This is a genomic window from Arthrobacter sp. N199823 (assembly GCF_002929705.1).
Classification (GTDB): domain Bacteria; phylum Actinomycetota; class Actinomycetes; order Actinomycetales; family Micrococcaceae; genus Specibacter.
This window is the reverse complement of record NZ_PJIN01000003.1, coordinates 173,716-194,183: the sequence shown is the minus strand read 5'-3', so window position 1 is coordinate 194,183 and position 20,468 is coordinate 173,716. Positions and strand designations below refer to the sequence as shown.

Here is a 20,468-nt window from a genome sequence, read left to right as displayed (position 1 = left end):
TTCTTCTTCTTCGTTCATCTCTCCACCACACCCATTTTTGAGGACCATCATGCCTAATGCAGCTATTTTCAACCGCCGTTCCTTCCTTGGTTTCACCGCCGCAGTCTCCGCCTTGGCCTTGGCTGGCTGCGCTGGCGAGAACGCAGCTACCGATGCCGCCGGCAAGGATGGCGCAGCCAGCACCTTGACCATCGACTTCGCCACCTACAACCCGCTCAGCTTGGTCATCAAGAAAAAGGGTTGGCTGGAAACAACGCTGGCTCCGAAGAATGTCACAGTAAAGTGGCTACAATCCGCCGGTTCCAACAAGGCCAACGAAGCATTGCGCGCCGGCGCCATCGATGTCGGCTCCACGGCAGGTTCCGCCGCACTACTGGCACGCGCCAACGGCTCACCCATCAAAACGATCTCCCTGTACTCCCAGCCGGAGTGGGCGGCACTTGTCACCAGCAAGGGATCGGCCATCACCTCGGTTGCCGATCTGAAGGGCAAATCGGTGGCAGCTACCAAGGGCACCGATCCCTACTTCTTCCTGGTCCAGGCCTTGGAAAAGGCAGGTTTGAGCACCAAGGACGTGACGGTGGAAAACCTCCAGCACGCTGACGGTCGCGCAGCCTTGGCAAACGGCTCCGTGGACGCGTGGGCTGGATTGGATCCCATCATGGCCACGGCCGAGCAGGAGGGCGCTACCCTCTTCTACCGCAACCTAGACTTCAACACCTATGGCTTCCTAAACGCCACCGAATCATTCCTCAAAGACAAGCCCGAGCTGGCACAGACAGTGGTTGACACTTATGAGAAGGCCCGTGTCTGGGCCGCCGCCAATCCCGAGGAAACGGCTCAAATTCTGGCAGATGCTGCCGGCCTTAAGCCAGAAGTTGCTACCACTGTCATTCTCAAGCGCAGCAACCTCGATGTCTCAGGCATTCCAGGTGAGAAGCAGCGCGCAGTCTTGGCCAAGATCGGGCCCACCTTTGTTGAGCTCGGCGACGTCAAGTCTCAGGCCGAGGTAGACACAGCTCTGGCCAGCCTGCTGGATGATTCCTTCGCCCTGAAGGCAAATCCCGAGTCAATCAAGGAATCCTGATGACCAACCTGGGCAACCCGGGGGCAACAGGCAATTCCGTGTTCCCCACTACCACTGAAGGGTTCAGCGCTATGGGCGTCACCACCCTGACGCCGGGTGCTCCAGCACCAGGATCGCGGCCCGCACAGGTTTCCACGAACAATGGCTCTCGCTGGAGCAACGGTTGGGTCAAGTTGGGCTTGGGGATGATCCTCCCGGCGTTGATCCTGCTGGCCTGGCAGCTGAGCACAGCAGCAGGGCTCTTCTCGCCGGTGCAGCTGCCGTCACCGCGTGCAGTGTTTGAGGCCGGGACCGAGCTCATTTCCCGCAATGAACTGTTCAGCCATGTGGCCATCTCCACACAACGCGTGCTCCTGGGCTTCCTGGCCGGGGCGGCACTGGGTGTCTCTTTGGGTGCCCTCGTGGGGCTGTCAAAGATCGCCGAAGTACTGCTGGGGCCCACTATCGGAGCACTACGCGCTGTGCCGTCGCTTGCTTGGGTGCCGTTGTTGATCCTGTGGATGAAGATTGGCGAGGATTCAAAGGTCACGCTGATTGTAATTGGGGCATTCTTCCCGGTGTTCACCACGGTGTCGCTGGCTCTGCGCCATGTGGACAAAAACCTCGTGGAAGCCGCGCGAGCGTTCGGTTTGCAAGGGCTCAAGCTGCTCACCACGGTGCAACTGCCTGCCGTAGTACCGGCCATTTTCTCCGGGCTCCGGCTGGCACTGGCCCAGGCGTGGCTGTTCCTTGTGGCGGCTGAACTGATTGCCTCATCCATGGGTCTGGGATTCCTATTGACCGATTCACAAAACAACGGCCGCACCGACAGATTGCTGCTAGCTATTGTGCTGCTGGCAGTTCTCGGCAAAGCCACAGATGCCTTGCTTGGCCTCGCGGAGAAGTGGGCCGTTCGCCGCTGGTCCTAACAACCCGGCGCTAGAGACTGGTACTTACGCCCGGCTCAGCTCAGGCGTCCACGAATGAATCGGCGGCGCTGGGCCGATCGTTGTCTCCGGAGTCGGGCTCCTGCTCGTCCTCTTCCTCGGCGTCGTCATCATCGTCGAAGTCCACGTAGTCCTGGCTGGTCAGTTCCTCGGTGTAGCGGTGCCAAAATTCATTGGCACCCGCTGCAGCCGGATCAATTTCCAAAAGCAACGTTTCAAAGCTCTTGGCGACGGCGGAAAAGTCATCGTCGTCTTCGGGCCCAACGGTGTCGCGGTCAATGGCTCCCCACGCCGCAACAATGGCGGGCAGGGTCTCCAGCGATGAGGCCATGAGGGTTTCTTCGTCTTCACAAACGAACAGCACTGCTCCGGTTTTCCGGTCCACTACAACGAATTGAAAATCCCCGTCATTGCAGACAATGGCCCGGCCGCTGGAATCGTCGGCAAAGGGCGGTTCAAGCCATTGACCGTCCAAGGGAACGTCCTCCAGGGCAACCGGGTACATGCCCTTTAACACGGACCAAATCCTGGTGTCGTTCATGATGTCCTCCTGCCGTAGGTCCATAGTCATGACACTAACCACAGCCAGTTGCCCCGTCAACGGGAACTTTCTAACCGGCAGGAACTACCGCTGAACTGCCCTCAAAGCGCCTGTTGCGCAGCACCGGCAGGAACTCCCGGACTTCCTCAATACGGCGATGCGTGACATCTGTGGTGACCACACCCTCAGCCTCGTCATTGAGGAAGTCAAGGGCAATACCCATGGGATCAAGAATGGCTGAATGCCCAATGCAATGCTTGCTGGAGGTTCCCGCAGCCGCCACCCAGCAGGTATTTTCAATGGCCCGCGCCTTGAGAAGCGTCTCCCAATGGTCAATCTTATGTTCGCCCTTGAACCAGGCCGCAGAAACACAGATCATGTCCGCCCCAGCCAACGCCAACGCTCGCGCCAGTTCCGGGAAGCGAATGTCGTAGCAGGTCATGATGCCTACCTTGAAGCCGCCAATTTCCACGAGGGTGATGCCGCGGTCGCTGGGCTTGATGCGGGTCGATTCTTGGTATGAGAAGGCATCGTAGAGGTGCAGTTTCCGGTAGGTTCCGAGAATTTCACCATCATCACCGAGGGCTACAACGGTGTTGTAGGGGCGCGCCTCACCACTGGTTTCATAGCCACCAGCAATGACGGCGATCCCCACCTCGGAGGCAATCATGGACAGCCCTTGCACAAAGGTGGTCCAGTTGGCGTCCACTGTTGCGGCAAAATCGCCCTCGATGCGGCCCACGGAGAACATGGCTTCTTCAGGGAACACCACTAGTTTGCTGTCTTCTTGCGCGGCAGTCACAGCAAGTCTGCGCATGGTGGCCAGATTCGTGACGACGTCTCCGCCTGGGTTGAATTGTCCAACGCTGACCTTCATGGCAATGGTCCTTCCGCTCGATTCTCTGTGGAACCAGACTAGCCCGTCCCGCCCTTACCGTGCCGCCCTCACCCAGCCAGCACGCACAAAAAAGAAGGACGACGTACGGAAGTTAAGTTCCGAACGTCGCCCTTCCCTAATACTGTGGACCAGTGAGCTACTTGTCGTTGATGAGGTCGTGGCGCACGATAGTCTGATCGCGGTCCGGGCCCACGCCAATGGCGGAGATCCGGGTGCCTGACATGCCCTCAAGCGCAAGGATGTAGTTGCGCGCGTTCTCGGGCAGATCTTCCATGGTGCGGGCCGTGGTGATGTCCTCGGTCCAGCCCGGGAAGTACTCGAAAATGGGCTTGGCGTGGTGGAAATCGGTCTGCGTCATGGGCATTTCATCAAAGCGCACCCCGTCCACGTCGTAGGCAACGCATACCGGAATCGATTCGATGCCCGTGAGCACATCCAACTTCGTGACGAAGTAATCCGTGAAGCCGTTGACGCGGGTGGCGTGGCGGGCCAAGATGGCGTCGTACCAACCGCAGCGGCGGGGGCGGCCGGTGTTGACACCGAATTCGCCGCCGGTTGTCTGCAGGTAAATGCCCATGTCATCGAAGAGTTCCGTGGGGAACGGGCCGGCACCAACACGCGTGGTGTAGGCCTTGATGATGCCCACGGAGCGGGTGATGCGGGTGGGGCCAATGCCTGAACCAACCGAGGCGCCACCGGCGGTCGGGTTGGAGGAGGTGACGAACGGGTAGGTGCCGTGGTCCACGTCCAGGAACGTTGCCTGACCGCCTTCCATGAGCACTACTTCGCCGCGGTCCAGCGCCTCGTTGAGCACAAATGTTGCGTCAATGACCATGGGGCGTACGCGCTCGGCGAAGCTCAGGAAGTACTCCACCACCTCGTCCACTTCCACGTCACGGCGGTTGTACACCTTGACCAGAAGTTGGTTCTTTTGCTTGAGCGAACCCTCCACCTTCTGACGCAGGATGGACTCATCAAAGAGGTCCTGAACGCGGATGCCCAGGCGGGCCACCTTGTCCATGTAGGCCGGGCCAATGCCGCGGCCCGTGGTGCCAATGGCGCGCTTGCCAAGGAACCGCTCGGTGACCTTGTCCAGCACCTGGTGGTACGGGGCCACCAGGTGGGCGTTGGCGGAAATGCGCAGCTTGGACGTGTCCGCGCCGCGAGCTTGCAGGCCCTCGATTTCCTCAAACAACGCCTCAAGGTTCACGACGCAGCCGTTACCGATGATGGGTGTTGCGTTGGGGCTCAAAATGCCGGCAGGAAGGAGCTTGAGCTCATACTTCTCACCGCCTACGACAACGGTGTGCCCGGCGTTGTTACCGCCATTTGGCTTCACCACATAGTCGACCAGGCCACCCAATAAATCGGTAGCCTTGCCCTTGCCCTCGTCGCCCCACTGGGCGCCGACGATCACGATTGCTGGCATGGGATCCTCCCCCTTGCTCAAAAAGTTGAGCCGGGCGCTGCATCATTCAGCGGTTGTTCCGCCGTACACCGTCCGGACACGAAAATGCCCCTTGGAAACCACTTGCCTTCTCCAGCGTCGCTGCAGTCTGCGAGTGATCAAGGGGGTCTTACCAGTTGAGTTTACCGGAATGCTCCAGCGCACGCACATTTGCCCCTTGTGGCGCGCGTCTTGAACGTACGACGACGTCCCCTCCTTGCGCTGCACCTCCCGCTGCGCGTCGGCATAGCCCCCTGCCGCTCCCAGACGTCCACTGGGAAATAATTTTTGCTTTATTGCTGTCTGTCGGAAGCCAAAAGAGATATACTGTCCTTAGGACATTAAATTTATCATCGGATCCAAGGAGAAATGATGCTTTCCAACGACTCGAGCACGGCATCCACTTCGGATGGCGCAGCGCTCATCGCCTCGCTCACCCGCGTGCTGGCTGAATGGACGGCACCGGAATTTCTCACGGCAGTCGCAGCCCGTGAAGGAGTGGACCTTGACCCGGGAGCCATCACCCTGGTGACGATTCTGTCCCATGACGGGCCGTTGCGGCCGTCCCATATCGCCACCAAGATGGTGACGGGAGCCTCCAATATCAGCAAGATTACCGCCCGGCTTTCCAAGGCCGGCCTCGTGGGGCGAGTCTCAGACCCCAGCGACGCCAGGGCACAGCGGGTGCAGCTGACCGCCGCCGGGCACCAGATTGCCGCGAAGTTGGTCCTCGCCGGCAACGGCGTGGTTGGCGATCTTCTCAATGGCTGGCCAGAGAAGGACCGGGCCGAGTTCACGCGCCTTCTGGCGAGGTTCGAGTCCTCCACCATCATGTTGTCCAATCGGCTGGGCAACAAAGCCTAATTTTTATCCACACCATTTACCAAGGACACCTGACATGACTAGCAGCACCACAACCCCCCGCACCTACGTTGTTACTGGTGCAGGATCCGGAATTGGCGCCTCCACCGCAGCCCTTCTGCGCGACCGTGGCGAGATCGTCATTGGCGTTGATTTGAAGGGTGCCGAGATCGAGGCGGACCTCAGTACCACCGCCGGGCGCAAAACCGCCGCCGACCGGGCCATTGACTTGGCTGGCGGCAGCATCGACGCCGTCATCGCCTGCGCCGGCATCGCAGCACCCATCCCCCTGACGGTGAGCGTTAACTACTTCGGCGTCACTGAATTTTTGGAACACTTGGCCCCCGTCCTGGCCAAGAGCCCGGCGCCGCGTGCCGCCGTCGTCAGTTCCGCGGCAACACTGCAGAACACGTCAGCGGAACTGGTTGATGCCATGCTGGCCGGAGACGAAGCCAAGGCCTTGGAAATTGGTGCCGCACTGGCCGCCCAGGGACCTGCCGGCTACCTGAACTACCCCTCAAGCAAGCGCGCCCTGAGCCGCTGGGTTCGTCGGGAATCCATCACCGAGCGCTGGGCCGGGGCACACATCCCCCTCAACGCCATTGCTCCGGGAACCGTCATTTCACCGATGACCGAGCAGCTGCTCGCTACCGAAGAGGGCCGGAAGATGGTTGATGACAGCATGCCCATGCCGTTGAACTACCACTCGGATTCCATCGTGCTGGCTCGACTGCTCGCCTGGTTGACCAGCGAGGAAAACACGCACGCCACGGGTCAGACCATCTACATCGATGGTGGCGTTGACGCAACGCTGCGCGGAGACAACATCTGGGACTGATTCCTCAACTCCGAATCAAGCACACGTGCTTGCGCAGGAGCGTAGATTTGGGTTTCTGTAGTTTTCTCAGTCGAGGCGTCACCCTTGTCATGGGGTGACGCCTCCGGGCAGGTGCAGCGTACAGAATCCGGGCCCGACAAAGGGTAGGAGTAGTACGTCCTGTTCCGGCAGTCCGCTACCCGAAAGCAGTTCCTTCGCCAAGCCCAGGTGGACGGCACAGATCACGTCAGGGTTTCCCTTGGCCACCTCCACAAGGGGGCAGGTGGTGAGCCTCAACTCGGTTGCGTCATGATTTCCTTGAACCCCGAATCCGGCTTGGCCAAGCGCCGTTGCCACGCGCTGGCGCGCAACCTTGCCACGGGCCTTGCCGGGAACTTCTTCTGCTGCAACCGTTCCGAGACGCGAAGTACCAGGCAAGGCCCTTGCCCAGCTCCGTCCGGCACTCTCACCTGCGGCGGCCGGGTTGGCACTGGTGGCGGCAAGATGCTGAGCTAGGGCCGCAGCAAGGGCCACGTAGCCAACGGGACCGGCCGGCGTGGCAGTGGCCTGATACAACCACGCAGGCCTGCCCCGGCCTTCCTTGGGCGCAGCTGTTTTGGTCGCATAGCCATCCCCCGTCAGTGCCTCCAGATGTTCCCTGACGGTGTTGGCATGCTGGCCGGTCGCTGTTGCCAACTGCTCAACGCTCAACGTGCCGTCCAACTGGCGCAGCCGTTCAAGCACAGCGGCACGCGCCTTGGAAATGGACGCTACGGGTTCAGCTCGGCCCGGCTTGGGACCCATAGGCAGTTCCGTGAAGCTCAGATTTTCCACGGAATTAAGTGTAGTAATATCCTCTCCGGATCTCCACTTTTCTCGTGATTTTGGCGGTGAAAGGCTGTCCCGTGAAGACTCTTCTCCCCACAACATCGCTGGATGCAAGATCCCGAACCGGTTGATTTGTTTGGGCGTCCCGCTTTGAGGGAAATGTAGTGAGTGAGGCTCGCGGCACAGTGTCGCACTGCCGTGCACCGAACGTGCATCGGACAGGGATGAGGAGGGACGCATTAGTTCCTCTTCCGCTCTCACAACGAAAAGGAGAAGGCAATGGGTATCGGAGACAAGATCGGCAACAAGGCCGAGGAGCTCAAGGGCAAGGCCAAGGAGCACATCGGTGCTGCCACGGATGATCGAGGACTCGAAGCCGAGGGCAAAGTGGACCAGGCCAACGCCGGTATCAAGCAGGCCGGCGAGCATGTTAAGGACGCTGCGAAGGACGTCAGCGGCCACTGAGTCTGGCGCTGACACCTGGGCGGGCCCATAAGGGCTTGCCCTGACTCGACTTGAGAAGTCGAACCGAGAAGGAGTTATTTCATGAGTTTTATCGCGTTCCTGATACTGGGACTCATCGTTGGTGCGATCGCGAAAGCCATTCTGCCAGGCCGTCAAAGTGGCGGCATCCTGATCACCATGCTTCTGGGAGTCGTGGGTGCCTTGCTCGGCGGTTGGATCGGTGGGGCGATCTTCGGCGTCGGCCTTGAGAACTTCTGGAACTTACAAACATGGCTTGTCGCCATCGTGGGCTCACTCGTTGTCTTGGGCGTTTATGGTGCCGTTGTCCGCCGCCGCGCCTGAAATGACTGAAGATCCCTGGCCCGTTCAGCGGGCATAGCGACACCGAGGACCGCCGGGGCTTGAATTTCCGCCCAGTCCCCATGGTGTTCGGGCTGTGGATCCGATCCCGTCCTGTTTCCTCTGCAGAGGGAGCGGGACGGGATCGCTTCGAGGTGAGTCCAGTGTTGTTGGCTAGTGCTTGGCAGGTTCGGTCAGGCGGCGCCGGAGGCGGTCGAGCAACTGCTTGAGTTGTCGGGAAATCTGCATCTGGCTGACGCCGAACTCTCGGGCGATCTGCCCTTGTGACAGCTCCAGGACAAAGCGCAGATGAAGCAGCCGCTTATCTTCCTCGCTCGCGTCCCAGAGCACTGCTTCCACCGTCAGCTCTTGGTCAATACGTTCATACCCGGGGTCATCCACCGCTAAAATAACGTCGGGCCCTGGCCCCTTGGACCACGTTGGCGCGTCACTTTGCTCGATTTGTTGGGCGATCATGGCCATCTCCGCGTGCAGGGCTAGTGTCGCTTCCACGACTGATATACCCGCCACGGAGCTAAGCTCGGCGGTTGAGGGCTCACGCCCCAGGCGCTGCGTCAGTTCGGGGCGTACTTGCCTGATCCTGAGCCGCGCTTCCTGGATGGGCCTCGGTGGCCTTACCGCCCAGGAATGGTCCCTGAGGTATCGCTTGAGTTCCCCGGTGATGGTCGGCACGGCAAAGGCCATGAATCCATGATTCTCCGCCTCGCAGTACCTCCTGGCGGCCTTTACGAGTCCGAGCCTGGCTACCTGCTGAAGGTCGTCGACCTCACATCCCGCGGCAAAATAGCGGCGAGAGAGAGCATCGGCGAGCCCCATGAACTGAAGCACCAACTCATCAGCGCTCATCCCGGCCCCTGACCTTGCTGGTCCTGGCGAAAGGGGAATGCCTAAAGACGAGGGGCCTGGAGCCATGGTTCGGCTGATTGATTCCTGCATCGCATTGCCGGGAGTCGTGCCACGGAACGGTGGAGAAGTTCTGGTGTTTTCATGGCTTGCGGCCAGATCTTTTTCGCGGAGTAACGGGCTGCGGGGTCGGGCGTACATGAGGTCGGTCACGTCCCGCCCGGTCAGCGGGCTGCCTGACGAATTACGGAGAGCTGCTCATCAGTGATGACGTATCCGTCCCAGCGGCGGTTGTTGCCTGGCTGGAAAACCGTCTCAGCTGTGACAGTGCGCTGGCGGTGACGACCGGACGCTACCGCCCACACGACACGGACGTGATTCCCCTCCCGGGTAACCACGTATCCGTGGATCTCGATGCCGGCATCGCTGACTACCACCTTCGCGGCCCCCGCCTGCAGGTTGGTCGATGAGCGGGTATGAGCGGGCTCCGCCTGACACGGACTTGCAGGCGGAATGGTTGTCGTCGCCACTACTCGGCCACCATGTCTTCAACGGAGCAAGCGGCTATCGATGGCTCAAGAGATTTTGAATTGCCCCGGCCATTGAGTGCGAGTCCATTCCGGTGCAACGCCACCACTATTGCCTGCTCGCGCCGCACAAGGAATGCGGTCCGTTCGGGGTTGGCGACATTTCTGAGTTCGTCCTCGGTCAGGGCCAGTTTCACAATAAGTTCCCGAACAGTCGCCTGGCCCAGATCGTCGTCCCCCGGCGTGGCTCTGTTCATGGTTTGAGTTGATTCCATCCTCGAAGCCTATTTCTCGGAGGGGGTTACCTTCTTCACCCCTAGGGGTGGACTTGTCTGCCCATAACTGACTTACAGTAGGGGTATGGAAAGCCTTCGCATTGCCCTGGTGGATGACTATGAAATTGTGCTGCGAGGGCTGGAGATGATGCTTCGGTCCTACGGGGACACGCTGGAAGTCGTTGAACTCGACTTAAACAAAAATGTAGACACACCCGTCCACCTCACGCTCTACGATACTTTTGCCGCGACCCCAGGAGACGGCGCGGACGTTCACGAACTGGCAAGCAATCCGCTGGCCGGCAAAGTCGTCGTCTATTCCTGGGACCTCGATGAAACACGGGTCCAGGCGGCACTTGCCAACGGGGCCAGCGGATATCTTTCTAAAGGCTTGCCCGCAGCCCAACTGGTCAGCGCCCTCCACGACATCCACCGGGGAGAAGGCAAAGTCTTCCAAGGATCCAGCAGTCAAGCGAAAACGAGCCTAGGCGACTGGCCCGGCCGCGAAGAAGGCCTAACCCAACGGGAGGCCGAGGTCCTCGCACTGATCACCCAGGGTCTAAGTAATGCCGAGATCGCCGACAGGGCCCGGTTATCAATCAACACCGTCAAGACCTTTATCCGAAGCTGTTACCGCCGTATCGGGGTAACTGACCGCTCCAACGCCATCCTCTGGGGTCTTGCACACGGGTTCTTCCCGGACCACAAACGCGTTCAACCGCACCAGTGAGCGCCTGTCATTTTCCGGAGCCGAGTGCAATAAAGTAACGAGTCGCCTTCACTCCTCTGATTCTTCAGACTTGCCCTGCACAGAATTTCAGAAGCCGACAACTCCGAAGGGGGAACGTTCTGCGGGCACCTCAAATGCCGGGCCAGTCCGCGTCCCGGCGGTCAAGAGAATTATCGTCCGGGTGGAGCGGAAGCTGCGCGTTTGACCCTCCGATTGGAGGAGGGGCAATGATAGACGTCTGTCCACTATCGGCGAGTTCGCCCAGCTGACTAAGATCCCGGTCAAAGCCCTCCACTACTATGCCGATGTGTGATTGGGTCGGCCTGCAGAAAACGACCCTTCAAGCCGGTACCGCAGTTATGCAGCCGCTCAGCTAGGACCTGCACTGCTGATTCGAGCTCTTCGAGAGGTAGACGTTCAACTGAAAGAACTGGCCGACGTCGTGGATGAAGAGACTGCCACTGTGGTGCTCGAGCGACGCTCCGTTCCGGCGAACGCGAGTCGATCGATCAGGGGCTGAGTTGCAGGCTGGACAGTGTCCGGCAGATCAATAAACCCCATGGTGGTGTTGAAACAGCCACCGCCTGAAAGCGCTTAGGAGCCCGCAAACCGAACGTTCTGCGGGACTGCGTGCCTCGTTGATGTCAGGCGACGGCAACCCGAATTTGGATCGGCTACTCGCTCACAGAGGGTTCGTCGTTCGCTATTTTCTCTATCCAGTCGGTTGCTTCATCCGAGAGGTAAAATTCCTCTGGAACGTTAGATCCAACCCAAGATGTATCTGCCGTGGGGTGGCCTGCCTGAGCAATGATCTGACTAAGGGTGGATGACGGCACAACGTCTCCGTTGTTGTTGATCAACCATTGCTGGGTCGATGAGTCCAGAAGGGGCCACCAGTTCTCTATGTCCATGGCCTCATTCTGACACTAGGGCGCCTGGTTGGGGAGGGCCGAGCGTGAAGTCCCGCAAGGGGTGCCCCCTTTAGCCATGGACAAACTGTCGCGCAAAGAATCTCCCGGGCCTTATCCGGGACAGAACTTCCGTCCATATGAGCCCCTCTTCTCACTCTGAAAATCGTCAGGTCGATGCTCGCCAATATCTGACTAATCCAACTGGTTTGGGCGCAGCAACCAGAGCAGGCCACAGTCGCCCTCATCAACGCCAAAGCGTCTGCAGGAAAGTGACACGAAATTGAGACTGTTGGTGACCTTGCCAGAACATCACCGCAGCTCAGAGCGTCCTGCTGGTACTAGCCAGCTCTGGATCCATCGCTGGAGGAAGCCACTAGTCGGCCAGCTACGAAAAATGACACCGATTCCGCTTTCGAAATCCGAGATATAGGTGCCCGAAAGCGGAATCGGTGTCATTTCTTTTGGTGTGCAGCGCCCACCATAAAACGTTAGAGTGCGGCTTCGATCGCGGCGGTAGCCAACGGGTCGGAGTCGTTCAGGAACGTGGCAATGCGAGCCGCTTCATCGGATTCGCCGATAGCGCCTGCGGCACGGCCCAGAGCGTAGAGTGCGCGCAGGAATCCACGGTTGCCCTCATGCTCGAACGGGACAGGACCGGTTCCGCGCCAACCGTTGCGGCGCAGCGAATCCAAGCCGCGGTGGTAGCCGGTGCGTGCGTAGGCGTAGGACTCGATGGTGCGGCCTTCGGCGTACGCTTCGTCGGCCAAAATGGCCCACAGCAGCGACGACGTCGGATTGCCCGCAGCCAAATCAACTGCTTCATCCCCAGCGTCCAAGCGAGCCTGAACATCCACCTCGGCCGGGAGCAGTGTGGGCTCCGGGCCGAGGAGATTCTTGCGGAAATCGTCAGACATTTACTTGAACGTCTTGCCTGCGGAGCCGAGCTGCGAGGCAGCCTCAACAACGCGTGCAGCCAGGCCCTTTTCGGCCGAGGCGCCCCAGACGCGGGGATCGTAAAGCTTCTTGTTGCCTACTTCGCCGTCAACCTTCAAGACGCCGGAGTAGTTGGAGAACATGTGGTCAACAACCGGACGCGTGTAGGCGTACTGGGTGTCGGTGTCGATGTTCATCTTGATGACACCGAAGGAAACAGCGTCGGCAATTTCCTGGTTGGAGGAGCCGGATCCGCCGTGGAAGACCAGGTCAAACGGGTTTTCCTTGCCGATCTTGGCACCAACAGCGGCCTGGATTTCCTTCAGGATTTCCGGGCGCAGCTTGACGTTGCCGGCCTTGTAGACGCCGTGCACGTTACCGAAGGTCAGCGCGGTGATGTAGCGGCCGTTTTCGCCGGAGCCAAGGGCTTCAACAGTGGCCAGGCCGTCTTCGATGGTGGAGTACAGCTTGTCGTTGATGGCGTTCTCGACGCCATCTTCTTCGCCGCCAACAGCGCCGATTTCAACTTCGAGGATCATCTTTGCTGCGTGTGTGCGTGCCAGCAATTCGCGGCCAATGCGCAGGTTTTCCTCGAGGGTTTCGGCGGAGCCGTCCCACATGTGGGAGTTGAAGATCGGGTCGCGGCCAGCCTTGACCTCAGCCTCGGAAGCAGCCAGCAACGGCAGTACAAAGCCGTCCAGCTTGTCCTTCGGGCAGTGATCCGTGTGCAGAGCAACGTTGATGGGGTAGTTCTTGGCAACTTCGCGAGCAAATGCTGCGAAGCCCAATGAACCGGCAACCATGTCCTTGACGCCAGCGCCGGACCAGTAGGCGCCGCCACCGGTGGAAACCTGGATGATGCCGTCGGTTCCGGCGTCGGCGAAGCCCTGCAGGGTTGCGTTCAGGGTCTGTGAGGATGTCACGTTGACCGCGGGGTAGGCGAATCCGCCAGCCTTGGCGCGGTCGATCATTTCGGCATACTTGTCCGGTGTTGCGATGGGCATGAAGAGCTCCTCTGGGCTGAACGGTACAAAAGGGGCTGACAACAGGTCAGTCCCGCATGGCTTCCTCCATCTTAGCGAGTGCGTCCACCGTGACGAACAAGATGAAGTCAACGTTCAGTCTGTGGACTTTTTTAAGCACGACGGCGGACCCGCCCGCAATGCCGTGACGTTAGGGAGTGGGGCTGGTGGACCGGGAATGAGATTTTCCGCCAAAGGCTAAATGCAAAGCTGAGCTGTTGCTTGTCGCGGCCCGTCGGGTCTTGGCGGCGACCTGTTGCGGCGTGCCTGATCCGTCGATGATGTGCCAGCCTCTGGACAACGCAAGCTCCAGGTACTCCTCGCGCGACGATCTCAGATAGGCGAGGGTCTCGCTGTCTTCCCCGCGGGCAAGGATCCTGGCATGAGCAATATCGGCCGGGACATCAATCAGGATGACCGCATCCGGTTCCGGCAGCTGGGAAAGCAACCACGGCATCAGCACCCCCTGGGGCAGCCCGCGGACCGAACGCAGGACCAACTGGCACGCCACATGGCGATCCATGACGGTGGTGCCGGTAAATCCCGCAGCCCGGACGTGGGCCGACAGCACGTTGAGGGAGCGCACAACTGACTCCAAGCGATTGGCCCATACTGGCGTCAGTACGATCCCGAAGCGTGCGGCCACGCGCGACATCCAGCGGCGTCCAGCCGGGTTGCGCAGTAGCTGGGCAGGCGTCCCGGATTCCCGGATTTCGGCCACGAGCGCTGTCCCGACCGTGGTCTTGCCAGCCCCGTCGATGCCCAGCAGCACGATGGAGCGGGGGCGGGACGGGTCAGCCGAACGGGCATCGGCCAGCCTTGGATTCGGTGGCGTGGCGGTTGTTGTGGGCGCTGTCGTGGACATGGTTGGCAAAGGGCTCCAGAGGGTTGGGCTGCAGTGGGTCTCTACCCGCTTCAACGACCATTCCCGGAGAATCGATGCCAGCGTCGTACTGTGCGTTCCCTGTGAATGGATCTCGGCCGGTTCCGAAGCATGCGCCGCGTCCAGGCCGACTTTGAGTCCCCGAGTGGGGTCCGGCGATGGTCGCTCAACTTCACGGCATTGGGACTAGCTGACCCGCTGATCAAACACGTGCCGGCGGATCCAGGCATGCATGGCAATACCGGCGGCTGAGGCGGCGTTAATGGACCGCGTTGAACCAAACTGTTCAATTGACAAGGTGGTTTCCGCGGCGGCGTGTACTTCGTCGCTGAGCCCCGGGCCTTCCTGGCCAAACACGAAAACACAGTTGCGGGGCAATTCGTACGTTTCCAGCTGCTCGGAGTCCGGGAAAATATCGATGCCGATGATAGTTAGACCCTCGCCCTTCGCCCAGGCAACAAAGTCCTCAACGGTGGGGTGGTGGCGGACGTGCTGGTAGCGGTCGGTGACCATGGCGCCGCGCTTGTTCCACCGCCGTCGTCCAATAATGTGCACTTCCTTGGCGAGGAAGGCGTTGGCGGTGCGCACCACGGTGCCAATATTCATGTCATGCTGCCAGTTTTCAATGGCGACGTGGAAGTCGTGGCGGCGCGTGTCCAGCTCGGCCACGATGGCGTCCATGGACCAGTACCGGTACTCGTCCAAAACGTTGCGGCGATCGCCGTTGGCCAGCAATTCGGGGTCCCAGTGATCGCCCTCGGGCAGCTCGCCCTCCCACGGGCCAACACCTACTTCATGGTGGGGCTCTAAATATTCGCTCGCCTCAACGGGCGCGGCACCTTCCGGGGCGGTGGAATCGGCAGGGGAAGGGATCTGACTGGAATTGCTCACCGTTTTACTTTAGCCGGTGTGACTAGGCCCCATTCCCGCTGCTTGCGTGAATCTGCAAGACTGAGGGTAGGGCATCCGGCCACTTTCAGGAGGAATCATGACCACTGTGCAACAACGTCAACCCGCTGACATCGAATGCTGGCTCACTGACATGGACGGCGTGCTCGTCCATGAAAACAAGGCTGTGCCCGGCGCGGCCGAACTGATCCAACGCTGGGTAGACACCTCAAAGCGCTTCCTGGTTCTGACCAACAACTCCATCTACACACCCCGCGATCTCGCCGCCCGACTCAAGCAGTCTGGCCTGGATGTCCCTGAGGAGAACCTCTGGACATCGGCCTTGGCAACCGCCCAGTTCCTGAAGTCTCAAATGCCGCATGGGCGCGCCTATGTCATTGGTGAGGCCGGATTGACGACGGCGTTGCACGAGGCAGGCTTCATTCTCACTGATCAGAAGCCTGACTACGTAGTGCTGGGCGAAACCCGCACCTACTCCTTCGAAGCCATCACCAAAGCCATCCGGCTCATTGGTGCCGGCGCCCGTTTTATTGCCACGAACCCGGACGCCACAGGCCCTTCCGCCGAGGGTCCGTTGCCTGCCACCGGCGCCATCGCGGCGTTGATCACCAAGGCCACGGGGCGCGAACCCTATATTGTTGGCAAGCCCAACCCCATGATGTTCAGATCAGCTATGAACCGCATCGAGGCTCACTCGGAAACCACTGCCATGATTGGCGACCGTATGGATACCGACATCATTGCGGGCATGGAAGCGGGCTTGCACACGGTGTTGGTGTTCACCGGGATCACACAACCTGAAGACATCGAGGCCTACCCCTTCCGTCCCGACCAGGTGATGAATTCAGTGGCAGATCTGATTCCGCACATCTAGCGTCGAGGGATCCTGACATTTAGACACGCAAAAGGGTGCCGCGCCAAAACATGGCGAGGCACCCTTTTGCGTGACAGTCCGTTGCCTCTAGAGTGCAGGTTTTAATGAATCAACGATGGAGGTCAGGGTGGCTTCATTGCTGGCCCATTCGGCATCTAGGGCTTCCACAGTCATTCTGTGCGACACACCCGAGGTGTCGTAGGCAACGAGATATTCCCCTGTGATGTTGCCTTTATAACTAGAGCAGGTGTAGCCGTAGCTATAGCCGTACAGGCCATCCCGCTCAACAATGACGGGTTGGCTGGTGTACGCAAAATCCTGCAGGCACCCGAAAGCTGATGTGCTGCGGTAATAGACCAGATCCTCTTGAGTGGCCGCACGCTGAGCGGCCAGACCCTGATCGATCGCTGCATGGATCTTCTCCGTGGTGACGTCACCTGTTGGCGTATCGCCGGCCTCGTACACCATCATGGAAGTCGCTGGATCGCTATTATTCACGGCACTGAAGCGTTCAGCAGGCCGGCTGCCGTCTTCGTTAATAATGGTGGCGTTCTCAGCGGTTCGGACCCAGCCTTCCGGGTATTGGAAGGAGGCAGAGGTGGTGGGCGCATCCACCATATTGGCCTTGTTTCCGCCCGCAATTAGTCCGGAAAGCAGCACTACAACCGTCACCACGACCGCCAGCACCACGACTCCCCCACCAGCGAGGATCCACGGCAGTGCGCTCTTCTTTTTCGGGGCGAGGAGCATTCCGCCGGGCATGTTGTAGTACGGCTGGGCGTTGTATTGCTGGGAGCCGTACGGATCTGCTGGCGGCTGTTGGCCGTACTGTTGCTGGCCATAGTGCGGCTGCCCATAGGGGGCCGCAGGTGGTTGCTGCGGAGCGTAGTGACCGGGTTGCTGTTGTTGCGGTTCCGGGTCGGATCCGGGCCCACTTGGCCACGGCGGCTGCACTGACATATGAGGACTCCATCCATCTGCGCAGCCCGGACAGGCAACGCTTTGGTGTGAGCTTAGCGCTCCCCAGCAATCGTCGCGATGGGGAGAACTGCCCGCGTCAGAAGCCCAGCGTGCCGCCCGAGGCTTCCAAATAGCAATTACCGCAGAGAGATTCATACCAAACTTCGGCGCCCTCAATGGCGACCTGATCGCCGTCGAACACTATCTCGCTACCCACCCGGCGGGTGTTGAACATGGCCTTCCGTCCACAGCGGCAAATGGTTTTGAGTTCCTCTAGGGAGTGCGCAATTTCCAGCAGCCGGGCCGCGCCGGGGAAGGCCTTAGTACGGAAGTCGGTGCGGAGACCGTAGGCAAGCACCGGGACCCGGTCCAGCACGGCGATGCGGAACAGACCATCAACCTGGGTAGGGTCCAAAAACTGCGCCTCGTCAACCAGCAGGCAGGCCACCGGGGCCATGTCCATGTGCTGGAGAAGCGCATCGGGTGCATCGCCGGCAGCTTGCGCCGCGAACAGGGCGCGGACGTCCGAACCCGGAGGGATGACAAAATCGACCTCACGACTGACGCCAAGCCTGGAGACAATTGAGCTTTCGCCCTTCGTATCCACGCCCGGCTTCGCCAGCAGAACCCGCTGACCGCGCTCCTCATAGTTGAACGCCGCCTGCAGCAGCCCCGTGGACTTGCCCGAGTTCATGGCACCGTGACGGAAATAAAGCTTCGACAAGACAGACCCTTCAAATGGTTTCATGCCGCCCACACCGGTGTTCCCGGAAGGCGCGGCAAAGGAGATCCCGCAGACCGCCCCCGGCCGATGAAGCGGAAAGTCGCCGGGGAATGCCGTTGTGTGTGGACCGACGTGTCAGTCCAGGCCGAGCTCGTCTTTGCCGAAGATGAACAGATACGGGACGTTTGCCTCGGCCTCGATGCGTTCCTTGGCTCCTGTGTCGCGGTCAACGATCACGGCCACTGCCTGAATGTTTCCGCCTGCCTTGCGCACACCTTCAACTGCGGTCAGTGCCGAGCCGCCCGTGGTAGAGGTGTCTTCCAAGACAACAACCTTGCGGCCATCAACACCGGGGCCCTCAACCTGACGGCCCATGCCGTAGGACTTCTGTGCCTTGCGGACCACGAACGCGTCAATGGCACGGCCAGCGTCGCCGGCGGCGTGCATGAGGGCGGTTCCGACGGGATCGGCGCCCATGGTCAGGCCACCGGCGGTTTCAAACTCAATGCCGGCGTCGTCCAGCATGGCCAGCATGACGCGGCCGGCGAGGCGAGAAGCCTCGTGGTGGAGCGTGATGCGACGCAGGTCGATGTAGTAATCGGCCTCCTTACCGGAGGACAGGATTACCTTGCCGTGAACTACGGCCAGCTCCTTAACAAGTTCGAGTAGGCGGGCGCGGTCAGCAGCAAGTGTTGAGGTCATGGGATCCATTCTAAATGGGCGCACGCAACACCGGCGAAACATGCACCAACTATGCTGATCACATGCGCGAACTACAGGCACAGATCATTGCAGAACTTGGCGTCCAACCCACGATTGACCCGGCTGCGGAAATTACCCGCCGTGTCACGTTTCTAAAGGACTATCTCAAGGCCACAGGCACCAAGGGTTATGTGTTGGGCATCAGTGGCGGACTGGATTCCTCCTTGGCTGGCCGGCTGGCCCAGCTAGCGGTTGAGGAACTGGCCACGGAGGGCATCGAGGCGAACTTCATCGCCGTGCGCCTCCCCTATGGCATTCAGCACGATGAAGCCGATGCCCAGGCAGCCCTGAAGTTCATCAACGCCAAAAATGAGCGAACCTTCAATATCGCTCCGGCTGTGGACGGTTTTGAGGCAGAATTCGCTAAGACCGCAACGGAAGACGTCACCGATTTCAACAAGGGCAACATCAAGGCCCGCTCCCGGATGATCGCGCAATATGCCTTGGCAGGCCACGACAACTTGCTCGTCATCGGAACCGACCACGCAGCAGAATCTGTCACCGGTTTCTTCACCAAGTTTGGCGACGGCGGTGCCGATATACTGCCACTGTTCACCTTGAACAAGCGCCAGAACCGGGCACTGCTGCGGGAACTCGGCGCCCCGGAACAGCTGTGGGCAAAGGTTCCCACCGCCGACCTTCTCGACGGCGTGCCCGGCCGCACCGACGAGGACGAACTCGGGATCACGTATGACGACATTGACGACTACCTCGAAGGTAAGGACGTCAGCGAAGCCGCCGCGCAGGGCATCGAGGGCCGCTTTCTGCGCAGCCGGCACAAGCGCACCGTGCCGGTGTCCCTACTTGATACGTGGTGGAAGTAGCCACACCCCAAACGCCTCCTCAGCAAATGGGGTTAAAAACGAAACGCTTCCGCACTTATGTGAAGAAGCGTTCCGTATTTAAGCCCCAAACCTGAGGAAGCGTCTGGGTGGTGAGGGTTACTTGGTGAGGGAGTCCACGTATTCCTGGTTCTCGCCGATCCACTTCTCAACGATCGCGGTGTAATCCTTGGTTGCTTCGCCGTTGAACATGGCGTTCTCCAACGAGGCCAGCGTCTTGGTGTCCATCTTGAAGTCCTTGAGCCAACCGTTCAGCGTGGGGTAGTCCTTCTCGAAGTCCATCCGGGAGAAGGTGTGTACGCCCTCAGCGTCGCCCAGGAGGCCCTTGGGATCCTTCAAGTCCTTGACCGGGAACGCGTCGTAGGCCCAGTGCGGGCGCCACAAGGTGACAGCGATGTTCTCGCCCTTGGTGGTGGCTGTCTTCAGCTCCGACAGCATGGCAGGGGTGGAGGAGGTCAGGTATTCCATCTTGTCCAGGCCGTAACCCGGGATGACCTTGTCCGTGGTAATTTCGGTCAGGCCGGCACCGGGCTCAATGCCAACAATCCTGTTGCCGAACTTGTCTGCGTTGGCCGCCAGCTCGTCCAGAGAATCGATCGGGGCATCGGCGTTGACGGCGATTGTCAGCTTGGCATCGTCATTCCACGCGCCCAGATCGACGAGCTTGTCACCGTACTGTTCGATGTAACTCTTATGTGTAATTGGCAACCAGGTATCGAGGGCCACGTCATAGTCACCCGTGGACAGACCAGAGTAGGCAGGTGCGACGTCGGCGCTTTGCAGCTTGACGTCGTAGCCCTTCTCATCAAGGATGACCTTCCACAGCTCGGAGGCCGCAATTCCTTCGTCCCAGCCATTGAAGACGGCAATGGTGAGGTCCTGCTTGTCACCGTTCTCCAGGGCCGCCCCCTCACTGCCCGCGCCGCAGGCACTCAAACCCAGGGCCAATGTTGCGGCAATGGCAGCTACACTCAAAAATTTCTTGTTCACGGTTCATTCCTTTCATTGGCAGCACTTAATGCATTGCTGCCGCGATTGGTTTG

General features: G+C 59.9%; 25 protein-coding genes. 9 read left to right on the top strand and 16 right to left on the bottom strand.

The features are described 5' to 3' along the window. Nucleotides 1-49 precede the first annotated feature (49 nt). Nucleotides 50-1,087, top strand: a complete 1,038-nt coding sequence (locus CXQ93_RS08125; protein WP_104109950.1) for an aliphatic sulfonate ABC transporter substrate-binding protein — start codon at nucleotides 50-52, stop codon at nucleotides 1,085-1,087. After that, nucleotides 1,087-1,995 carry an ABC transporter permease gene (locus CXQ93_RS08120; RefSeq protein WP_104109949.1) on the top strand — a complete coding sequence of 303 codons (909 nt, stop codon included), beginning with the start codon at nucleotides 1,087-1,089 and terminating at the stop codon, nucleotides 1,993-1,995. The genes CXQ93_RS08125 and CXQ93_RS08120 overlap by 1 nt, the downstream gene beginning before the upstream one ends. A 40-nt stretch (nucleotides 1,996-2,035) precedes the next feature. Here CXQ93_RS08120 and CXQ93_RS08115 read toward each other — a convergent pair whose 3' ends face one another. The 3 genes from CXQ93_RS08115 to CXQ93_RS08105 all read right to left on the bottom strand — a co-directional run bounded on the left by CXQ93_RS08115 (nucleotide 2,036) and on the right by CXQ93_RS08105 (nucleotide 4,881). Next, complete coding sequence (locus CXQ93_RS08115) at nucleotides 2,036-2,584, bottom strand: SUKH-4 family immunity protein (protein WP_146073194.1); 549 nt, start codon at nucleotides 2,582-2,584, stop codon at nucleotides 2,036-2,038. A 40-nt stretch (nucleotides 2,585-2,624) separates the two neighbouring features. Continuing rightward, the gene (locus CXQ93_RS08110; protein WP_104109947.1) at nucleotides 2,625-3,431 is read right to left on the bottom strand and encodes a carbon-nitrogen hydrolase family protein; all 807 of its coding nucleotides are present in this window, start codon (nucleotides 3,429-3,431) and stop codon (nucleotides 2,625-2,627) included. Nucleotides 3,432-3,588: 157 nt separating this feature from the next. Continuing rightward, entirely contained in the window at nucleotides 3,589-4,881 is a 1,293-nt protein-coding gene (locus CXQ93_RS08105; protein WP_104109946.1) for an adenylosuccinate synthase, read from the bottom strand. A 387-nt stretch (nucleotides 4,882-5,268) separates the two neighbouring features. On the opposite strand from CXQ93_RS08105, the gene CXQ93_RS08100 reads away from it, so the two are divergent. Next, a complete protein-coding gene (locus tag CXQ93_RS08100) occupies nucleotides 5,269-5,763 on the top strand; it encodes a MarR family winged helix-turn-helix transcriptional regulator (protein WP_104109945.1) in 495 nt (164 codons plus the stop codon). Nucleotides 5,764-5,797: 34 nt separating this feature from the next. After that, a complete protein-coding gene (locus CXQ93_RS08095) occupies nucleotides 5,798-6,598 on the top strand; it encodes an SDR family oxidoreductase (protein ID WP_104109944.1) in 801 nt (266 codons plus the stop codon). Nucleotides 6,599-6,685: 87 nt separating this feature from the next. On the opposite strand, the gene CXQ93_RS08090 is transcribed toward CXQ93_RS08095, so the two are convergent. After that, the gene (locus tag CXQ93_RS08090) at nucleotides 6,686-7,411 is read right to left on the bottom strand and encodes a metalloregulator ArsR/SmtB family transcription factor (RefSeq protein ID WP_181036093.1); all 726 of its coding nucleotides are present in this window, start codon (nucleotides 7,409-7,411) and stop codon (nucleotides 6,686-6,688) included. A 273-nt stretch (nucleotides 7,412-7,684) separates the two neighbouring features. Here CXQ93_RS08090 and CXQ93_RS08085 point away from each other — a divergent pair, with 273 nt between their 5' ends. After that, nucleotides 7,685-7,870: a CsbD family protein gene (locus tag CXQ93_RS08085; protein ID WP_104109942.1), complete on the top strand. Its 186-nt coding sequence runs from the start codon at nucleotides 7,685-7,687 to the stop codon at nucleotides 7,868-7,870. Nucleotides 7,871-7,951: 81 nt separating this feature from the next. Further along, nucleotides 7,952-8,212, top strand: coding sequence for a GlsB/YeaQ/YmgE family stress response membrane protein (locus CXQ93_RS08080; protein WP_104109941.1), 261 nt, complete (start codon nucleotides 7,952-7,954; stop codon nucleotides 8,210-8,212). A 171-nt stretch (nucleotides 8,213-8,383) separates the two neighbouring features. Here the strand turns inward: CXQ93_RS08080 and CXQ93_RS08075 are convergent, their stop codons facing one another. The 3 genes from CXQ93_RS08075 to CXQ93_RS08065 all read right to left on the bottom strand — a co-directional run bounded on the left by CXQ93_RS08075 (nucleotide 8,384) and on the right by CXQ93_RS08065 (nucleotide 9,875). Further along, a complete protein-coding gene (locus tag CXQ93_RS08075; RefSeq protein ID WP_181036092.1) occupies nucleotides 8,384-9,076 on the bottom strand; it encodes a sigma-70 family RNA polymerase sigma factor in 693 nt (230 codons plus the stop codon). Nucleotides 9,077-9,297: 221 nt separating this feature from the next. Next, a complete protein-coding gene (locus tag CXQ93_RS08070; protein WP_146073192.1) occupies nucleotides 9,298-9,603 on the bottom strand; it encodes a hypothetical protein in 306 nt (101 codons plus the stop codon). Next, on the bottom strand, nucleotides 9,603-9,875 hold the full coding sequence (locus CXQ93_RS08065) for a hypothetical protein (protein WP_146073191.1): 273 nt from the start codon (nucleotides 9,873-9,875) through the stop codon (nucleotides 9,603-9,605). Before CXQ93_RS08065 ends, CXQ93_RS08070 begins: the two co-directional genes overlap by 1 nt. 85 nt (nucleotides 9,876-9,960) lie before the next feature. Between CXQ93_RS08065 and CXQ93_RS08060 the strand changes: the two genes are divergently transcribed. Then, nucleotides 9,961-10,605 (top strand): response regulator transcription factor, encoded by a 645-nt coding sequence (locus tag CXQ93_RS08060; RefSeq protein WP_104109937.1) that lies wholly within the window; start codon nucleotides 9,961-9,963, stop codon nucleotides 10,603-10,605. A 674-nt stretch (nucleotides 10,606-11,279) separates the two neighbouring features. Here the strand turns inward: CXQ93_RS08060 and CXQ93_RS08055 are convergent. From CXQ93_RS08055 to CXQ93_RS08035, 5 genes are all read right to left on the bottom strand, one after another. Next, nucleotides 11,280-11,516 carry a hypothetical protein gene (locus tag CXQ93_RS08055; RefSeq protein ID WP_104109936.1) on the bottom strand — a complete coding sequence of 79 codons (237 nt, stop codon included), beginning with the start codon at nucleotides 11,514-11,516 and terminating at the stop codon, nucleotides 11,280-11,282. Between the two features lie 488 nt (nucleotides 11,517-12,004). Next, nucleotides 12,005-12,430, bottom strand: coding sequence for a DUF3151 domain-containing protein (locus CXQ93_RS08050; RefSeq protein WP_104109935.1), 426 nt, complete (start codon nucleotides 12,428-12,430; stop codon nucleotides 12,005-12,007). After that, nucleotides 12,431-13,453 (bottom strand): class II fructose-bisphosphate aldolase, encoded by a 1,023-nt coding sequence (gene fbaA / locus CXQ93_RS08045; RefSeq protein WP_104109934.1) that lies wholly within the window; start codon nucleotides 13,451-13,453, stop codon nucleotides 12,431-12,433. A 169-nt stretch (nucleotides 13,454-13,622) separates the two neighbouring features. After that, on the bottom strand, nucleotides 13,623-14,336 hold the full coding sequence (locus CXQ93_RS08040) for a dTMP kinase (RefSeq protein WP_104109933.1): 714 nt from the start codon (nucleotides 14,334-14,336) through the stop codon (nucleotides 13,623-13,625). Nucleotides 14,337-14,540: 204 nt separating this feature from the next. After that, a complete protein-coding gene (locus CXQ93_RS08035; RefSeq protein WP_104109932.1) occupies nucleotides 14,541-15,245 on the bottom strand; it encodes an RNA methyltransferase in 705 nt (234 codons plus the stop codon). Nucleotides 15,246-15,342: 97 nt separating this feature from the next. Here CXQ93_RS08035 and CXQ93_RS08030 point away from each other — a divergent pair, with 97 nt between their 5' ends. Continuing rightward, nucleotides 15,343-16,137: an HAD-IIA family hydrolase gene (locus CXQ93_RS08030; protein WP_104109931.1), complete on the top strand. Its 795-nt coding sequence runs from the start codon at nucleotides 15,343-15,345 to the stop codon at nucleotides 16,135-16,137. Nucleotides 16,138-16,224: 87 nt separating this feature from the next. Here CXQ93_RS08030 and CXQ93_RS08025 read toward each other — a convergent pair whose 3' ends face one another. From CXQ93_RS08025 to pyrE, 3 genes are all read right to left on the bottom strand, one after another. After that, a complete protein-coding gene (locus CXQ93_RS08025) occupies nucleotides 16,225-17,097 on the bottom strand; it encodes a hypothetical protein (protein ID WP_104109930.1) in 873 nt (290 codons plus the stop codon). Between the two features lie 97 nt (nucleotides 17,098-17,194). Further along, complete coding sequence (locus tag CXQ93_RS08020) at nucleotides 17,195-17,821, bottom strand: thymidine kinase (RefSeq protein ID WP_104110292.1); 627 nt, start codon at nucleotides 17,819-17,821, stop codon at nucleotides 17,195-17,197. A 135-nt stretch (nucleotides 17,822-17,956) separates the two neighbouring features. Continuing rightward, on the bottom strand, nucleotides 17,957-18,523 hold the full coding sequence (pyrE, locus tag CXQ93_RS08015; RefSeq protein ID WP_104109929.1) for an orotate phosphoribosyltransferase: 567 nt from the start codon (nucleotides 18,521-18,523) through the stop codon (nucleotides 17,957-17,959). Between the two features lie 62 nt (nucleotides 18,524-18,585). On the opposite strand from pyrE, the gene nadE reads away from it, so the two are divergent. After that, on the top strand, nucleotides 18,586-19,407 hold the full coding sequence (gene nadE / locus CXQ93_RS08010) for an ammonia-dependent NAD(+) synthetase (protein WP_104110291.1): 822 nt from the start codon (nucleotides 18,586-18,588) through the stop codon (nucleotides 19,405-19,407). Nucleotides 19,408-19,524: 117 nt separating this feature from the next. On the opposite strand, the gene CXQ93_RS08005 is transcribed toward nadE, so the two are convergent. Next, complete coding sequence (locus CXQ93_RS08005; protein ID WP_104109928.1) at nucleotides 19,525-20,415, bottom strand: glycine betaine ABC transporter substrate-binding protein; 891 nt, start codon at nucleotides 20,413-20,415, stop codon at nucleotides 19,525-19,527. Nucleotides 20,416-20,468 lie beyond the last annotated feature (53 nt).